This is a genomic window from Streptomyces sp. NPDC059524 (genome assembly GCF_042749255.1).
GTDB classification, from domain to species: domain Bacteria; phylum Actinomycetota; class Actinomycetes; order Streptomycetales; family Streptomycetaceae; genus Streptomyces; species Streptomyces xanthii.
On record NZ_JBHYTK010000164.1, the window covers coordinates 2,128 to 18,110 of the forward strand.

General features: G+C 73.8%; 14 protein-coding genes. 7 read left to right on the forward strand and 7 right to left on the reverse strand.

The features are described 5' to 3' along the window. Positions 1-81: 81 nt before the first annotated feature. Positions 82-1,410 (forward strand): bifunctional phosphatase PAP2/diacylglycerol kinase family protein, encoded by a 1,329-nt coding sequence (locus ACFW9D_RS32145; RefSeq protein WP_384627801.1) that lies wholly within the window; start codon positions 82-84, stop codon positions 1,408-1,410. Positions 1,411-1,543: 133 nt separating this feature from the next. Further along, positions 1,544-2,359 (forward strand): class I SAM-dependent methyltransferase, encoded by an 816-nt coding sequence (locus ACFW9D_RS32150; protein ID WP_384627803.1) that lies wholly within the window; start codon positions 1,544-1,546, stop codon positions 2,357-2,359. A gap of 92 nt (positions 2,360-2,451) precedes the next feature. Here ACFW9D_RS32150 and ACFW9D_RS32155 read toward each other — a convergent pair whose 3' ends face one another. Both ACFW9D_RS32155 and ACFW9D_RS32160 read right to left on the reverse strand, forming a co-directional pair. Continuing rightward, positions 2,452-3,201: a GvpL/GvpF family gas vesicle protein gene (locus ACFW9D_RS32155; protein ID WP_384627806.1), complete on the reverse strand. Its 750-nt coding sequence runs from the start codon at positions 3,199-3,201 to the stop codon at positions 2,452-2,454. Positions 3,202-3,225: 24 nt separating this feature from the next. Further along, entirely contained in the window at positions 3,226-5,106 is a 1,881-nt protein-coding gene (locus ACFW9D_RS32160) for a transketolase (RefSeq protein ID WP_384627809.1), read from the reverse strand. A 160-nt stretch (positions 5,107-5,266) separates the two neighbouring features. On the opposite strand from ACFW9D_RS32160, the gene ACFW9D_RS32165 reads away from it, so the two are divergent. The 4 genes from ACFW9D_RS32165 to ACFW9D_RS32180 all read left to right on the forward strand — a co-directional run bounded on the left by ACFW9D_RS32165 (position 5,267) and on the right by ACFW9D_RS32180 (position 9,297). After that, positions 5,267-5,626: a VOC family protein gene (locus tag ACFW9D_RS32165; protein WP_188336024.1), complete on the forward strand. Its 360-nt coding sequence runs from the start codon at positions 5,267-5,269 to the stop codon at positions 5,624-5,626. Between the two features lie 168 nt (positions 5,627-5,794). Next, positions 5,795-6,541 carry a GntR family transcriptional regulator gene (locus ACFW9D_RS32170; protein ID WP_384627812.1) on the forward strand — a complete coding sequence of 249 codons (747 nt, stop codon included), beginning with the start codon at positions 5,795-5,797 and terminating at the stop codon, positions 6,539-6,541. A gap of 103 nt (positions 6,542-6,644) precedes the next feature. Beyond that, positions 6,645-7,943, forward strand: a complete 1,299-nt coding sequence (locus ACFW9D_RS32175) for an amidohydrolase family protein (protein WP_384627815.1) — start codon at positions 6,645-6,647, stop codon at positions 7,941-7,943. 55 nt (positions 7,944-7,998) lie between these two features. Continuing rightward, the gene (locus ACFW9D_RS32180) at positions 7,999-9,297 is read left to right on the forward strand and encodes an amidohydrolase (RefSeq protein ID WP_384627818.1); all 1,299 of its coding nucleotides are present in this window, start codon (positions 7,999-8,001) and stop codon (positions 9,295-9,297) included. A gap of 298 nt (positions 9,298-9,595) precedes the next feature. Here the strand turns inward: ACFW9D_RS32180 and ACFW9D_RS32185 are convergent, their stop codons facing one another. Further along, positions 9,596-11,608, reverse strand: coding sequence for a DUF5107 domain-containing protein (locus ACFW9D_RS32185; RefSeq protein ID WP_384627821.1), 2,013 nt, complete (start codon positions 11,606-11,608; stop codon positions 9,596-9,598). A 40-nt stretch (positions 11,609-11,648) separates the two neighbouring features. Continuing rightward, positions 11,649-12,548, reverse strand: coding sequence for an arginase family protein (locus ACFW9D_RS32190; RefSeq protein ID WP_188336029.1), 900 nt, complete (start codon positions 12,546-12,548; stop codon positions 11,649-11,651). A 112-nt stretch (positions 12,549-12,660) separates the two neighbouring features. On the opposite strand from ACFW9D_RS32190, the gene ACFW9D_RS32195 reads away from it, so the two are divergent. Then, on the forward strand, positions 12,661-13,011 hold the full coding sequence (locus ACFW9D_RS32195) for a DUF6204 family protein (protein WP_384627825.1): 351 nt from the start codon (positions 12,661-12,663) through the stop codon (positions 13,009-13,011). On the opposite strand, the gene ACFW9D_RS32200 is transcribed toward ACFW9D_RS32195, so the two are convergent. From ACFW9D_RS32200 to ACFW9D_RS32210, 3 genes are all read right to left on the reverse strand, one after another. Further along, positions 12,980-13,552, reverse strand: a complete 573-nt coding sequence (locus tag ACFW9D_RS32200; RefSeq protein WP_384627828.1) for a GNAT family N-acetyltransferase — start codon at positions 13,550-13,552, stop codon at positions 12,980-12,982. The two genes, ACFW9D_RS32195 and ACFW9D_RS32200, sit on opposite strands and share 32 nt — an antisense overlap. Positions 13,553-13,569: 17 nt before the next feature. Beyond that, positions 13,570-13,812 (reverse strand): LapA family protein, encoded by a 243-nt coding sequence (locus tag ACFW9D_RS32205; protein ID WP_188336032.1) that lies wholly within the window; start codon positions 13,810-13,812, stop codon positions 13,570-13,572. Between the two features lie 125 nt (positions 13,813-13,937). Then, on the reverse strand, positions 13,938-15,764 hold the full coding sequence (locus ACFW9D_RS32210) for a CocE/NonD family hydrolase (protein ID WP_384627832.1): 1,827 nt from the start codon (positions 15,762-15,764) through the stop codon (positions 13,938-13,940). Between the last annotated feature and the right edge of the window lie 219 nt (positions 15,765-15,983).

The following is a 15,983-nucleotide window of genomic DNA, read 5'->3' on the forward strand; positions in this document are numbered from 1 at the left end:
TAGCTCTACGCCGCCCGTGCCCTCTGGCGCGGGCGGCTGCGGATCGTGCCGGGGCGGTGCCGGCCCGCCTACCGGCGCGCGTTGTCGTTGGCGCCGGGCGGCGCCCTCGCGGCGACCGGTTCGCCGCGGGCCCGGCGCGCGGCGGTGCGCGGCGTGGCCTCGCTCGCGCTGGCCTCCGCGACGATCAACACGCTCGGCAAGCGGTCGGTGCGCCGGCCGCGTCCCGCGCTGGACGCGGTGCCGCTCGTACGGCAGCTGCACCGCCAGCCGTTCACGACCTCGTTCCCCTCGGGGCACTCGGCGTCGGCCGCGGCGTTCGCGACGGGTGTGGCGCTGGAGTCGCGCGGCTGGGGCGCGGTGCTCGCGCCGGTGGCGTTCTCGGTGGCGGCGTCCCGGGTCTACACGGGCGCGCACTTTCCCGGGGACGTCGTCGCGGGCGCGGCGCTCGGCGTGGGCGCCGCGTACGCGCTGCGCGGTCTGGTGCCGACCCGCGACCAGCTGCCGTCGCCGGGCAAGCCGGTCGTCGACGGGGTGCCGGCGCTGCCGGGCGGCGAGGGTCTCGTGATGGTGGTGAACAGCCAGGCGGGGAGCCCCGAGCGGGTCCGGGCGCTGGAGGACGCGCTGCCCCGCGCCGAGTTCGTGCACTGCACGGGCGCGGAGCTCGCCGCGGAGCTGGAGAAGGCGGCGCCGCGGGCCCGCGCGCTCGGTGTCTCGGGCGGCGACGGCTCGGTGAACACGGCGGCCGGGGTCGCGGTCCGGCACGGGCTGCCGCTGGTGGTCCTGCCCGGCGGCACCCTCAACCACTTCGCGTACGACCTGGGCATCGAGGACGCCGGGGACCTGGTGCGGGCGGTCGAGCGGGGCCAGGCGGTGGCCGTGGACGTGGGCCGGTTCCGCTCGGGCGACACGTCCGGAATCTTCCTCAACACGCTGAGCCTGGGCGCGTATCCGGAGCTGGTGCGTGAGCGCGAGCGCTGGTCCGGGCGGGTCGGCGGTCCGCTCGCCGACGTCGTGGCGGCGGTGCACGTGCTGCGCCGGGACCATCCGCTGGAGGTGCTCGCCAAGGGCCGGCGGCGTCCGCTGTGGCTGCTGTTCGCGGGCAACTGCACGTACCGGCGTATGGGGTTGACGACGGGCCGGCGCACGGATCTCGCCGACGGGCTGCTCGACGTCCGCACGGTGGACGGTGGCCGGCTGCCGGGCCTGCGCCTGCTCGCGGCGGCCCTCGCGGGCCCGCTGTCCCGCTCTCCGTTCCACGCCGCGACCCGGCTCACCGAGCTCCGCGTCGACGGCGTGACTCCCGGCACCCCGCTGGCCTACGACGGCGAAGTGACGGTGTGCCACGGCGAGTTGACGGTGCACAAGGAACACGAGGGGCTGCGCGTGTACTGCCCGCCGACCGGTCTCTGACGTCCACACGCCGCGCACCGGTGTCCATATCTCAAGACGGGTATCTCATCATGCGGCCGTCCGGGCGTACGGTGATCACACACCCCGGGGCGTCCGCTCCGGGCGAGCCGTCGTTCCGTGAAAGGACCGGGCCATGCCGCAGGAGACCGCCGTGTACACCCACGGCCACCACGAGTCCGTGCTGCGTTCGCACACCTGGCGCACCGCCGCCAACTCCGCGGCGTACCTGCTCGGTTCGCTGAAGCCGCACATGAAGATCCTGGACATCGGCTGCGGGCCCGGCACCATCACCGCGGACCTGGCCGCGCTGGTCCCGGACGGACATGTCACGGGCGCCGACCACGCCGAGGGCATCCTGGACACGGCCCGCGCCACTGCGGCCGAACGGGGCCTGACGAACGTCGACTTCACCACCGCCGACGTGCACGCGCTGGACTGGCCGGACGACACGTTCTGCGTCGTGCACGCGCACCAGGTGCTGCAGCACGTCGGCGACCCGGTGCGGGCCCTGCGCGAGATGCGGCGCGTCACGAAGCCCGGCGGCATCGTCGCCGTACGGGAGTCGGACTACGCGGCGATGACCTGGTACCCGCAGTCTCCGGGCATGACGGCCTGGCAGGACCTGTACCAGCGGGTCGCGCGGGCCAACGGCGGCGAGCCGGACGCGGGGCGGCGCCTGAGGTCGTGGGCCCTGGAGGCCGGCTACGCCGCGGCGGACGTCACGTCGTCGGCGAGCGTGTGGTGCTACGCGGCGCCGGACGAGATCGACTGGTGGAGCGGCCTGTGGGCGGACCGCACGCTGGCCTCCGCGTACGCGGACCGCGCGATCGAGGGCGGCCACGCGACGCGCGAGGAGCTGGCCGCGGTGTCCGAGGCGTGGCGGGCCTGGGGCACGCGGGAGGACGCGTGGTTCATGGTGCCGCACGGGGAGATCCTGTGCCGTAAGTGACTCCGGGCACGCGGGTGCTCGCCCTCGCACGGACACCCGCGTGGACCGTGCGGCCGGGCCGGTGCCAGGTCCCGGCCGTACGGCTCACCGGTTCACTCCGGGTCGGCGGGCGGCGCCGGGCCCGGCTCGACGAAGCTGTACGGGGGCAACGGGCCGTTGACCTGGACCTCGACGTGCGGATGGGTGCGCCGCACCTCCTCGACCGCGGTGAGCAGCGGTCCCACGGTTCGTTCGTCCACGAGGAAGGACAGATTGGCCAGGCCGCCCGTGTCGGCCGGTCCGGCGACGGTCGCGTCGGCCGCCGGTTCCAGCAGGTGCCGCAGCGCGGCGACGTCCTCCGCCTCCCGTGCCCGCACGGCCGCGACGACCGTCTCGCCGAGCCGCTGCCGGTCCTCGTGGGTGCCACCGCCCGCGGCGCGGTTGTCCTCGGCCAGGGCGCGGATCCGGGTGTCCTCCGCCATGAGCCGGTGCAGTACGGCCTGTTCGTCGTGCTGCGCCCGGACGTTGTACTCGACCTTGCCGTCCAGTGCCCGCAGCCGCTCCAGCCAGTGTGCGGAGCGCTCGGCGAGCACGGCCGCGACGGTCTCGTCGTCGGGGGCGACGCTGCCGAACCGCATCGGCAGCACCGGCCCGCCGCTCACCGTCCGGGAGAGCACCTTCTGGTGGGCGATGAGGTCACGGCGCTTGGGGCTCAGCCCGTCGGGCGCCTCGCTGACGACGGCGGTCAGCGGTCCCTCCGTGACGGTGCGCACCGCGCGGGCCGGTTCGCCGATGCCTGCCAGGCCGTCCGGCAGGGCCGGGTGTTCCGCGTTGACGATGCCGTAGACGTAGGTGCCGGTCACTCGCTCTCCTCCTGTCGACTCGTGTCACGCTCCTGCGCGTCCGGCGCCGGCCGGTGTGACCTCGTGCTCGACGAGCAGTTCGACGGCGGCCACGATCGACGCGGCGTCGATCCCGGCCTCGTGCAGCTGCTCCTCGGGGGTGGCCGAGCCGGGCATGGTGCGGACGCCGAGGCGGACCAGGCGCGGGGTCGGGGAGCCGTCGGAGAAGGCCTCGGCCACGGCGTCGCCGATGCCGCCCTCGGGATGGTGGTCCTCGACGGTGAGCAGACAGCCGGTGGCGTCCGCCGCCTCGCGCAGGGTCTCCCGGTCCACGGGTTTCACCGAGTACAGGTCGATGACGCGTACGGGGATGCCGATCTCGGTCAGCTGGTCGGCGGCGCGCAGCGCCTCGTGGACGGTGACGCCCGCGCCGACGATCGTGACGCGGTCGTCGTCCCCGGAGCGCAGCACCTTGCTGCCGCCGACGGGGAAGTCCTCGTGCGGCGGGTAGATCACGGGGGTGGCGCCGCGCAGGGTGCGCAGGTAGCGGATGCCGTCCAGGTCGGGCATGCGCGCAGTGAGCCAGGCCGTCTGGTTGGCGTCGCAGGGGTGCAGGACGGTCGAGCCGGGGATCGCGCGGAACATGGCGAGGTCCTCCAGGCCCATCTGGGAGGGGCCGTCCTGTCCGATGGCGACACCGGCGTGCGAGCCGACGAGGTTGACGGAGGCGTTGCTGACGGCGGCCATCCGCAGGAAGTCGTGGGCGCGGGTCAGGAACGCCGCGAACGTGGCCGCGAACGGGGTCCAGCCCCGGGAGGCGATGCCGACACTCGCCGCGACGAGCTGCTGCTCGGCGATGTAGCACTCGACGTACCGCTCGGGGTGGTCCTCGGCGAAGAGGTCCGCGCGGGTGGAGTCGCCGACCTCGCCGTCGAGCACGACGACGTCGCCGCGCGCGGTGCCGAGCGCGGCGAGGGCCCGGCCGAAGGCGTCGCGGGTGGCGGCCTCGTCGCCGACCTCGTAGCGGGGCAGGTCGACACGGTCGCGCCGCTCGGGGTGGCGGACCTGCACGGCGGGCGGCCGGGCCACGGCGACGTGGACGGCGCGGTCCCCGCCGAGCTCCTCGATCGCCGCGGCGGCGTCGGGCAGCGGTTTGCCGTGCCGGCCCTCCTTGTCCTCGACCTCGGCGACGCCCTTGCCCTTGAGGGTGCGCGCGAGGATCGCCGTGGGCTGCCCGACGGTGGCGCGGGCCTCGCCGAGTGCGCGGTCGATCGCGGCGACGTCGTGCCCGTCGATCTCCACCGTGTGCCAGCCGAACGCGCGGAAGCGGCGTCCGTAGGCGTCGAGGTCGTGGCCGTGCCGGGTGGGGCCGCGCTGGCCCAGCCGGTTCACGTCGACGATCGCGACGAGGTGGTCGAGGTGTTCGTATCCGGCCATCTCCGCGGCCTCCCACACGGAGCCCTCGGCCAGCTCGCTGTCCCCGCACAGCACGTACACGCGGTATCCGGCGTGGTCGAGGTGCTGTCCGGCGAGGGCGGTGCCGACGGCGACGGGCAGGCCCTGGCCCAGCGAGCCGGTCGCCGTCTCGACCCAGGGCAGCCGGCGCGGGGTCGGATGCCCTTCGAGCCGGCTGCCGAGCCGGCGGAAGGTGAGCAGTTCGGTCTCGCCGATGGCCCCGGCCGCTTTGTACGCGGCGTAGAGCAGCGGTGACGCGTGGCCCTTGGACAGGATGAAGCGGTCGTTGCCGGGGTGGTCGGGGCGGGCGAAGTCGTAGTGCAGGTGGCGGGCGAGCAGCACGGCCATGAGGTCGGCGGCGGACATCGACGAGGTCGGGTGGCCGGAGCCGGCGGCGTCCGCGGCACGGACGGCGTCGACGCGCAGCTGTCGGGCGAGTGCGTGCAGTTCCGTATCGGTCTGGGTGGTCACGACGGCCTCCGGTAGGGGTCCGGTGGACGGGGCCGGGCGCGCGGCCGGCCAGGGTCTCCGCGTCCCCACGCCTCGGGGTGTCAAACGTGCGCCGGTGCTTCCCCCGGCGGCTTGCGGGAAGTGATCACGCGGCCGGGGCGGGCCAACTAGGCTTCCGGGCATGGAGATCCTGGGAACCACGCTGCGTGTCTGCGTCGAGGACCTGGAGTCCTCGGTCACCTTCTACGAACAGCTCGCCGGAAGCCCGGCCCTGCGCTTCGAGCGCGGCGGGGTCTCGGTGGCCGCCGTCGGCTGCTTCCTGCTGATGAGCGGCCCGGAGCGGGAGCTGGAGGTGCTGCGCAAGGTGTCCGCGACGATCGCGGTGCGGGACGTGGACGAGGCGAAGAGCGTGCTGGCGGCCTCGGGCGCGCAGGTCATCGCCGGTCCCGTGCCGACCCCGGTGGGGCGGAACCTGATCGCGCGGCACCCGGACGGCTCGGTGTTCGAGTACGTGGACCGGCAGGCGGCCGGGACGGCCTGATCCGGCGGCCGCGCGACGTATCCTCGCCCGGAGCACGAGGGTGAAGGACGGGGTGCAGCCATGGCCGGGAGCGCGAAGGACCGAGGGCGTGCGGACGGGACCGGGAAAGAGACCGGGAGCGGGTCCGCGAAGGAGAACGGAGGCGGGGCGGGGAACGGTCAGGGGCATGTGTCCCTGAGCGACCGGGCGCGCGAGGCGGTGCGGGAGCGGATCGTGGACCGCCGCTACCCGATGGGCTCACGCCTGGTGGAGCGCGAGGTCGCGGCCGAGCTGGAGATGTCCCGCGTGCCGGTGCGCGAGGCGCTGCGCGCGCTGGTCGCGGAGGGCCTGCTCGAACTGCTGCCGCGCAGCGGTGTGCGGGTGCGCAGCCTGGAGCGGGCCGACGTCCGGCACCTGTACGAGGTGTGGGAGCCGCTCGCGGTCCAGGCCTCCCGGCTCGCGGCCCGCAAGGTGGCGGCGGCCGGCGCGGACGAGGACCGGGTCCTGGGCACGCTGCGCTCGACGCTGGAGACGGCGGAGCGGGCCGCGGCGGCGGACAAGGGCGCCGAGGAGGTGGCCGCGCACACCGCCTTCCACGAGGAGATCGTCGCGCTGTGCGACAACCCGCTGCTCGCCCGCACGATGGAGCAGCTGAGCTGGCAGTTGCAGCTGGTGTTCGGGCTGCGCGAGGAGCCGGCGCACATGCGGGCGCAGCACGCGGACATGTTCCGGCACATCGCGGCCGGCGACGCGGAGTCGGCGGCGGCCAGCACACTGCTGCACGTGCGGGACAGCCGGGCGGTGGCCGAGCGTTCCCTCTTCGGCGCGGCCGGTGACAGCGGTGGTGACGGTGACGGCCATGTCGACGCCGAGCTGTATACCAAAACGGAGGAGCCCACGCCCCGGAAGAAGCGGAAGTCCCGCCAATCGTCGTGAAATCCCCCTGACCACTGCCACTCCTCGGACAGATCCTTGCCGCGCCTTCCCGAATTGGTATACCAATAGGCCAGCAAGACGATCCGCCCCCGAGGAGTCCGCAATGTGCGTCGAATCGACCCCGCCGCCGTCCGCCCGTCTGACCCGCCGCGGTGTGCTCGCCGCCTCCGCCGCGCTGGCCGGCACCGCGACCGCGTTCGCCGCCGGTGCCTCGCCCGCCTCGGCGGCCTCCGGCGCCGGCGCGCGCCGCTCCGAGCGCCCCGGCCCCGGCGGTGACCTGGTCGTCGAGGGCGGCACGCTGCTCGACCCGGCGACCGGCGACGTCATCGAGGACGCGGTCGTCGTGATCCAGGCCGGCGTGGTCCGCGCGGTCGGCCGCCGCGGCCGCGTCGACGTGCCCAAGGACGCGCCCCGGCTGGACGCGCACGGCAGCTGGGTGCTCCCCGGACTCGTGGACTCGCACATCCACATCAACACCGTGGCCGAGGCCAAGGCCGCCCTGCGTCAGGGCGCCACCACCGCGCGCAGCGGCTCCACGAACTTCTACCAGGACATCGCCGTGCGCGAGCTGGCCCGGCAGGCCCCCGAGCTCGCCCCGCGCCTGCGCGCCGCCGGTGTCTTCGTCTCGCCCGACCTCGGTGACACGATCCTCGGCGACCCCGACCTCACCGCGCTGGCCCGCCTGAAGGACGGCGTCGTCTCCGCCGCGGCGCTGCGCCGCGTCGTCGAGGTGAACGTGGCGCGCGGCGCCGACGTCATCAAGACCCGGTCCAACCCGCGCGCGGGCCTCGCCGAGCAGGACCCGCTGGAGCAGGTCTACACGTACGAGCAGCTCTCCGAGATCGTGTCGGCCGCCAAGAAGCACGGCAAGGGCGTCCTGTGCCACAGCTACAGCGAGCAGGGCTGCCACGACGCGGTGACCGCGGGCATCCGCTCGCTGGAGCACGGCGCGTTCGTCGGTGAGCGCACGCTCCACGAGATGCGCCGCCGCGGCACCTACTTCACGCCGACCATCGGCGCCATCGCCGGGATGATCGGCGACAAGGACCCGGTCCTCGACGAGCGCGGCCGCACCTACACGCCGCTGCTCAAGAAGGCGGCCCTCGCCGCGCACCGGATGGGCGTGCCCGTCGTCTCCGGCACCGACTCCTCCGGCGGCACCGTCGAGCCCGTCGGCGGCGAGATCGAGCTCATGCACTCGGCCGGGTTCAGCCCGCTCGACGCGATCCGCACCGCCACGGTCAACGCGGCGAAGCTGCTCGGCCTCTCCGACACCGTGGGCCGCCTGGCCCGGGGCTTCGCCGGTGACCTGATCGTCGTGTCCGGCGACCCGCTGGCCGACCTCTCGGTCCTCAAGACCCCCACCCGCGTGGTGCACTCGGGCATCGCCCTCGCGGTCTGAAGCCCGCCGCCACGCACGACCCGTACGTCTCTCACACCCCCATGAGGAGCAACGTATGACTCCCCCTTCCCTGTCCCGTCGCGGTGTCCTGGCGGGCGCCGCGTCCCTCGGCGCGGCGACCCTCGCCCCGGCGGGGGCGGCACAGGCCGCGTCCGGCAGCGGGCGCGCGGAGCCGCGCAAGGCCGTGGTGTTCCGCAACATCCGGCCGCTCGGGGCCGCCGAGGCCGTGGACCTCACGGTGATCGACGGCGTCTTCTCCGACGAGCCGGCGCCCAAGGGCGCCAAGGTCGTCTACGGTGACGGCCGCATCGCGCTGCCGTCGCTGGTCGACGCGCACATCCACCCGGACAAGACGAGCTGGGGCGGCTCCTGGGTGACCCGCAAACCGGCGAACACCATCGCCGAGTTCTGCGAGCAGGACGTCGAACTGTTCAAGGCGCAGAAGCGTCCGGTCGGCGAGCGCGCCTACGGGCTGATGGCGCACGCCGTCACCCGCGGCACCCGCGCCATGCGGGCGCACGCCGACGTGGCGCCGGCCTTCGGGCTCGCCGGGCTCGAAGGCATCGCCGAGGCGCGCGAGCGGCTCGCCGACGCGCTCGACGTGCAGCTCGTGGCGTTCCCGCAGCACGGTGTCGTGCGGACACCGGGCACGGACAAGCTCCTCGCGGAGGCGGCCCGCACGGGCCTGATCGACATGGTCGGCGGCATCGACCCGATCAGCTTCGACAACGCCCTCGACGAGCAGCTCGACTTCGTCTTCGACCTCGCCGACCGGCACGGCATCGGGGTGGACATCCACCTCCACGACCGTGACGAGAAGGGGACGAAGGTGCTGCGCGGCATCATCGACCGCACGAAGGCGCTGTCGCTGCGCGGGAAGGTGACGGTCAGTCACGTGTTCTGCCTGCCGTACCTGTCGGAGGGCGAGCTGGACACGATGGCCGGAGACCTGGCGGCGCAGGACATCGCGCTCACCACGGTGGCGCCGGGTCCGAACACGGTGCTGCCGATCGCCGCGCTGCAGAAGCACGGGGTGCGGGTCGGGCTGGGCTCGGACGGGGTCCGGGACTCCTGGAGCCCGTTCGGCAACGCGGACATGCTCCACCGGGCGCACATCCTCGGCCAGATCACGGACGTCCGCCTCGACGAGGAACTGACCGCGTGCTACACGGTCGGTGCGAACGGCTCCGCCGATGTGATGGGCCTCCCCCACGTCGACTTCGAGCCCGGCTCTCCGGCCGACTTCGTCCTGGTGCGCGGCGAGTGCGTGCCGCAGATCGTGGTCGACATGCCGCAGCGCGACCTGGTCGTCCACGGGGGCCAGGTCGTGGCCCGCGCGGGCGAACTCGTCTGAGTCCGCACGCCCTGGGACTCCGCCCCAGCCCCCGCTCCTCAAGCGCCGGAGGGGCTTGATTTCGGCAATCGCGGGAGGGGCTGGTTTCCGGCTCTCCCGCCGCGGGGGCTGGTCGCGCAGTTCCCCGCGCCCCTGAAATGCTGACGCTTCGCGTCGCATCTCTCCGATGAAGGCTGCGCGCAGCGCATGCCTTCAGGGGCGCGGGGCTGTGTCCACAGCGGCTCCGCCGCGGGGCGCGACCAGCCACGACGCGCCCGCACCCGGCGACGAACCCGCAACCCGCGGCGGCGCCGCCCCCTCACGCTCCGGGCCGCATCCGGAAGTCGTACGCCGGAGGCAAGGGTTCGCCCGGGGCCACCCGGGACCAGAGGTCCGCCAGGACCTCCGCGCCCTCCCTGAGGTCGGCCACCTCGAACCCGGCCTCGAAAACCGCCCGCGCCCCCGGGACGTCCCCCTCGGCCAGCGACAACTCCGCCTCCAGCAACCGGAACCGCCCCCGCTCCCGCGTCTCCGGATGCACCCGCTCCCAGACCTCCCGGGCCCCGCGCACCCGCCCCACGGACAAGAGCGCCGAGATCGCCTCCCGTCCCAGCGCCGCGGACGCCGCGACCCACGCCTCGCCCCCGTCACGCCGCTCCGCGCACAGGTCGTCGAACGCCTCCGCGTACCGGTCCGCGGCCCGCTCCGCGAACCCCTCCGCCGCGTCCGCGACCGCGAGGCACCGCAGCAACGGCCAGAGCGACGGCGCCAGTTCGAGCCCGCGCTCCCAGCTCCGCACGGCCTGCGCGCGATCCCCCGCGTGCCACTGCGCGACCCCGAGGTGGTACTCCGACAGCGGCCTGGCCGGCGCCGTCTCCAGCATGTCCCGCCACTCGGGCGCGACGAGCGTGGGCCCGGGCGGCCCGACGCGTCGCGGCTCCGGGAACGCCCCGGTCTCCAGCAGCTCCCGCCACGGCTCCTGCGCCGCCCCGAGCGTGGACTCGTCGAACGGCGTCCCCGCCAACTTGCCGCCGGTACGCAGCAGTTCGAGCGCGCCCCAGCCCGATCCGACCGCCAGCCGCTCCCCGGGCTCGGCGTCGGCGAAGGGCAGCCAGGCCGCGTACGCCGCGTCCACGTCCGCGCGCGGCAGCGCCTCCCCGAGCCGCCGCTCGACCTCGCCGACGGCCGCGCCCCAGTCCCCGGCGTCGTGCACGGGTGCCGGGTCGGCGGCCAGCGGCCCGTACGCCTCCAGCCAGCTGAACTCCCCCTCGGCCTCCAGGCGTACGTGTTCCAGCTGGGTCCGGGCGAGCCCCGCCTGGATCTCGCAGTAGCCCCCGGTGCCGGGCTCGGTGAGCCACTCCTGCCAGCGCCGCCCGCCGGACCCGCTGCCCCACACGAAGAGCTTGCGGCCGCGCAGCAGGTCGGTCGAGGTCTGCACGAGCCCGTGCCCGGAGTCGTCGAGCGCTGCGATCCAGCGCCGCCGCCCGTCCTCGACCTCGTAGAACCAGTCGGCGGGATACTCGCTGTTCAGCGGGTACGTGCGGTCGGCGCCCGCGGAGACGGGCACCGGGACCCGGCTCAGGCTGCGCGTGTACCCGAAGTGCCAGGCCTCTTCGGCGGGGGCGAGGACGCGGCGCTCCTCGGGCACGGCGATGTTCGACCACCAGTACACGGGCGCGGGCTTCTCGTGCGGGTTGCGGATGCGCACGCCCACGTAGAGGAAGTCGGAGCCGTCGGGGAGCCAGAGGTCGACCTGGAAGGGGAGGTCGCGCAGCCGCTCCCACTCCCACAGGCGCAGCATCGCGGTGCCGTCGGGCGCCTCGACGCGGGCGGCGTGCAGTGGCGCGCAGGACAGCGTGGTGTGTCCGGTGGCGCCGATGTTCCACTCGATGCCACCGGAGAACCAGGCCCCGTTGAGCGCGAAGTCGGCGGGCTGGAACACCGGGTTGCGGTACAGGAGTTCACGTCCGGTGGGCTTGTGCCACAGGGAGGCGACACGGCCGCCGAGGCCGGGCAGGACGGTGGCGCGCAGCCGGTCGTTCTCGAGGACGATCGCGTCGAGGGAGACGGGGGACCGGTCGCGTCCGTAGCCGTCGCGGATCCGCTCGGGCAGCACGCTGGTCAGCGGCCGGTAGCCGAGCTGGCGGGCCATGTCGAGCGGCAGGCCCTCCCGGGAGCGCTCGTCGATCCGGTGCGCCTCGTCGAGGGGGTGCAGGGGTGGCAGCGGGTTCGTGGGTCCCAACGCGACGCCCGGCAGGGTCAGTGCCTCGCGGCGTATGTCGGTCACGGCTGCCTCCCGTCGCCTCGGGGCGCGGACCGCCCCGATGACCATGGAACATGCTCATCGGGGCGGTGACCAGGGGCCGCTCCGGTCAGGATTGCGCAAAGGCCGCGACGACGAGGTCGGTGAGCAGCGCCCCGGCCGTGCCGTCGGGGTCGAGATCCGGGTCGTAGATCGTGATGTTCATGCCGACGCAGCGGGGCGAGGCGAGCAACGGGCGCAGCAGCGCGAGGAGTTCGGCGGGGAGCAGGCCGTCGGGGTCGGGGCTGTCGACGGCGGGCATGACGGACGGGTCGAGCACGTCGGCGTCCAGGTGCAGCCAGAACCCGTCGAGGGCGGGGGTCTCCAGGCTCAGGACGTGGCCGCGCACCACCTCGTCGACGCCCCACTCGCGCAGTTCGCCGACCGTCGTGTTGGGGATCTTCAGCGCGGCGAGTTCGGCCCGGTCCTCCTCGAAGGCGTCCCGGCCGCCGAACAGCCGCACGTCCTCGTCCCGCAGGTACGGGCGCAGGCCCTCGATGTCGGTGAGGTCGCTCTGGCCTCGGCCGGTGCCGAGCGCGAGCTCCTCGCCGCCGGCGGCGCCGACCCGGTCGGAGTTGCCCGGGTGCCGGAAGTCGGCGGAGGCGTCGACCGCGGCGAGCCCGTAGCGGCCGACGCGGCGCAGGGCGAGGGCCGCGCCGAGCTGGATCGAGCAGTCGCCGCCGAGCACGAGCGGGAAGTCTCCGGCCCGTACGTGTCCCTCGATCCGGTCGGCGAGCTTGATCGTGTACGCGCGCAGGGCGGCCGCGTTGAAGACGCCGTCGCCCTCCTGCCAGTCGCCCCGGTCGTAGCGCGGCGGGACGACGACGCCGCCTTCGAGGGCGCCGAGCCGGCGCACGATGCCCTGCTCGCGCAGCGCGCCGGCCAGTTTGTAGACCCCGGGGACGGTGCCGGGGGCGGGCGGGCGCAGCCCCAGGTTGGACGGGGCGTCGAGCGCGACGATATTCCGCATGCGCCTCACCCTGATCGACGTACCCTGGCCGCGTCAACGGACTTGTCGGCCCGCCGACACCGCCCGGACACCCCCGTACCACCCCGTACGTCTCAGAGGAGCACGACCCGTCATGGCCGAGCAGCACACCTACCGCGTGATCGTCCGCGGCACCTTCGACGGCCTGACCGAGGCCGCGCGCGAGCGGCTGCTCGCCGAGGTCGCGGAGCACGAGGGCATCGCGGGGATGCGTTTCGGGCCCGCGGGCTCGCTCGCGTACGACCGGACGCTCAAGCACTTCTCGATGCGCTACGTCGTCGCATCGGACCCGGCGGACGGGGACGAGATGGCGGGCGCGCTCGCCGAGGAGCGTGCCGAGACGTATCTGCGCGGGCGCGGGTACGGGCACGGGGAGCTGCGCTCGACGGTGACCGACATGGACACCATGAAGATCAACCGGAAGGCCGGTCGCTCCGCTCGCTGAGCCGCCGCCGGTCGCGCATCTGGGTGGTGAGCGCCCACCGCTCGTGGTCGCGCCAGGCTCCGTCGATGAACAGGAACTCGGGTGAGAAGCCCTCGAGGCGGAATCCGGCGCGCCGGGCGAGGGCGATGGACGCCGTGTTGCCGGGCTGGGCGTTGATCTCCAGGCGGTGCAGTCCGAGCGGCCCGAAGGCCAGGTCGACGACGAGCGCGAGGCCCTCGCTCATGAGGCCGCGACCGGCCGCGTGCCGGAAGGCCCCGTAGCCGAGGGCGCCGCAGCGGAAGGCGCCGTGCACCACGTTGTTGATGCTGATGTATCCGGCGAGGGCTCCGGTGTCCCGCTCGCACACCACGAATCCGTGCCGGTCCGGGGCGTCGATCAGCCGGTCGGCGTACGTGGCGAAGGCGGCGGTGTCGGTGGGCGGGTAGAGCCAGGGGTGGTGCAGGTCCCGGCTCTCGCGCGCCCGCGCGATGAACTCGTCGCAGTCGTCGAGGGTGAGGGGGCGTATCGCGACGCGCGTGCCTTCGGCGGCAAGATCGTTCATCGGGCCAGCCTACGGACCTACTTGCGCTTCCGGCGCGCGAAATACGCGCCGCAGCCCGCTCCGATGACGGCGACCGCGGCCAGCGCCAGGTAGAGCGGCATGGACACCTCGGGGATCAGCAGCCGGATCTTCACCTCCTGGGTGTTCTCGAAGATGAAGACCAGGACGAGGACGGCGAGGACGAGCATCGCGATCCGGCCCGGCGTGAACATGCTGGTGCCGCGGCTCTTCGTGCTGCTCGCGGTGTCCTTGGGGCTCATCGACCGTCCCTTCCCGTACCCGCCGGTCCCCCGGCGGCCGTCACCGTCTCCCCGCCCAGCATGGGCGGGGAGCGGGTGATCGCGCAGCGGCCGGGGGCCGTACGGGTGACGGGGCCGCCCGGGGCTCAGGGCGTGACGACGGGCAGCTCCAGGGTGCCGGTGTCCTCGGGGGCGCTGACGACGGTGACGGGCTTGACGCCCTTGTTGCCGCCGTACGCGTTGTCGCTCGCCGCGATCACGAACCGGATCCGGTGGCCCTGCTCGTAGCGGTGCACGATGCCGGGGAGCGTGACGGTGAACGGGCGGGTGACGTCGGGCACCCGGACCGGGGCGACGAGCCGGTGCACGAGCGTCTTCTTCCCGTCGGGCGCGACGTCGTACAGCTTCGCGAAGAGGACCAGCTTGTCGGCGGCGTCGCCGGAGTTCTGCACCCGTTCCGTGCGCGGCGACACGACCTTCAGGGTGGCCTTCGGGGCGCCGACGACGTCGGTGGGGCCGGTCAGCGGGTCGGTGGTCCAGTCGAGGTAGGTGCCGCGGGTGTCGTACGGGGCCGGGTCGGGGAGCCCGATGATGCCGGCGAGCGAGGACTCGGAGTGGCTGGTCGGGACGAGCCAGTTGCGGTACTCGCGGCTGCTCCGGGCGACCTTGCGCCGGTTGTCGACGAGCTTGCCGTCGCCCGACAGGTACAGCTTCCGCGACAGGGCGGGCACGGCGGAGGCCGTGGCGTACGTCCCGTCCGGGTCGCCGATCCAGTCGCGGTAGTAGGCGAAGGCGGGGCCGGTGTCGACGCCCTTCTCGTGGCGCAGGTACCGGTCGAACCAGGCGAGGATCCGCCGGCCGACGTAGCTCGTCTCCAAGTTGCCCTGGCCCAGGTTCAGTTCACCGCTCGCGGGGTCGGTGAGGCCGCCGCTGTGCCCCCAGGACTGCCAGATCATCTTGGCCGTGGTCCCCTGCGCCCGCAGGGTGTCGTACGTCGCCCTCGCCTCGTTCAGGTTGAACAGGCTGTCGGCCTGGCCCTGCACGAGCAGCGTCGGCGCCTTGACGTCCTTCAGGTACGAGACCGGGGACACGCTGCGCGCGTAGGCGAGCAGGCTCCTCGTCCGCTCGGCGGGATAGCGGCCGGAGTTGAGGGTGCGGATCGTCTCGCAGGCGTCGTCGACGAAGTGCAGGCAGCCGAGCTTGTTGATCCGGGACGGGTCGAGGTTCGGCACGATCAGCGGCTGACCCTCACCCATGAGGAAGAAGCCGTTGCTCCACTGCCACTTGAAGGCGCCGGGGACGTCGCGGTCGGCCGCGTTCTGCGGGTCCAGCGAGTACGCGAGGTCGTTCCAGGTGATGAGCGGGACGAGGGCGTCGACACGGTGGTCGACGGAGGCCGTGGCCAGCTGGACGGCGCCCCCGTAGGAGCCGCCGATCATGCCGACGCGCGGGTCGTTCCCGGCATCCTTCGCCACGTAGTCGGCCTTGGTGCCGTCGTCGGCGGCACGGGTCCCGGCGAGGAAGTCGACCAGGGCGGAGGCGGCCTTCCCGTCGATGCGCGGGTCGTCGAGGGAGACGAGGCAGCCGGACTTCCCGAAGCCGAGCCCCGAGTAGACGAGCCCGACATAGCCGCGCTGGGCGAACGCCTTGCCGGTCGCGTCGGTGGACCCGTCGGACTTGCTGCCGCCGAAGCCGTTCGTGGTGAGGACGGCGGGGGCGGGGTGCGCGGCGTCGACTCCGGCGGGGCGGTACAGGTCGGCGTCGACGGTGCAGGTGCGGGTGCCCGCCTGGACCGTGAATTTCAGGGCGGTGACCGTGTACGGGGTGGTCGCGGCGGCGGGCGGGGCGCAGACGAGCGGGGTCGCCAGGGCGGCCGTGGCGGCGCCGAGGGCGATGGCCGGCTTGAGACGGGCTCTGGACACGGGGCCTCCACGCGGGCTTGTACCGACCGGTAAGTATGCGGGCGGAGTCATGGTGTGACACGTGTCATGGAGCGGTCAATGGGTGTGCGGGAGGATTTTCGAGGTGGGCCGGAGACGTCAAGCGCCTTTGCGGGGACGGGAGTTGGGTCGCGTGCGGGCCGGTGGGGGCTGGTCGCGCAGTTCCCCGCGCCCCTGGAGGCGAACGGCTTCGCCGTTCAGCCTCTATCGGGGAGATGCCGCCCGAAGGGTGTGCATCTCGGGGGCGCGGGC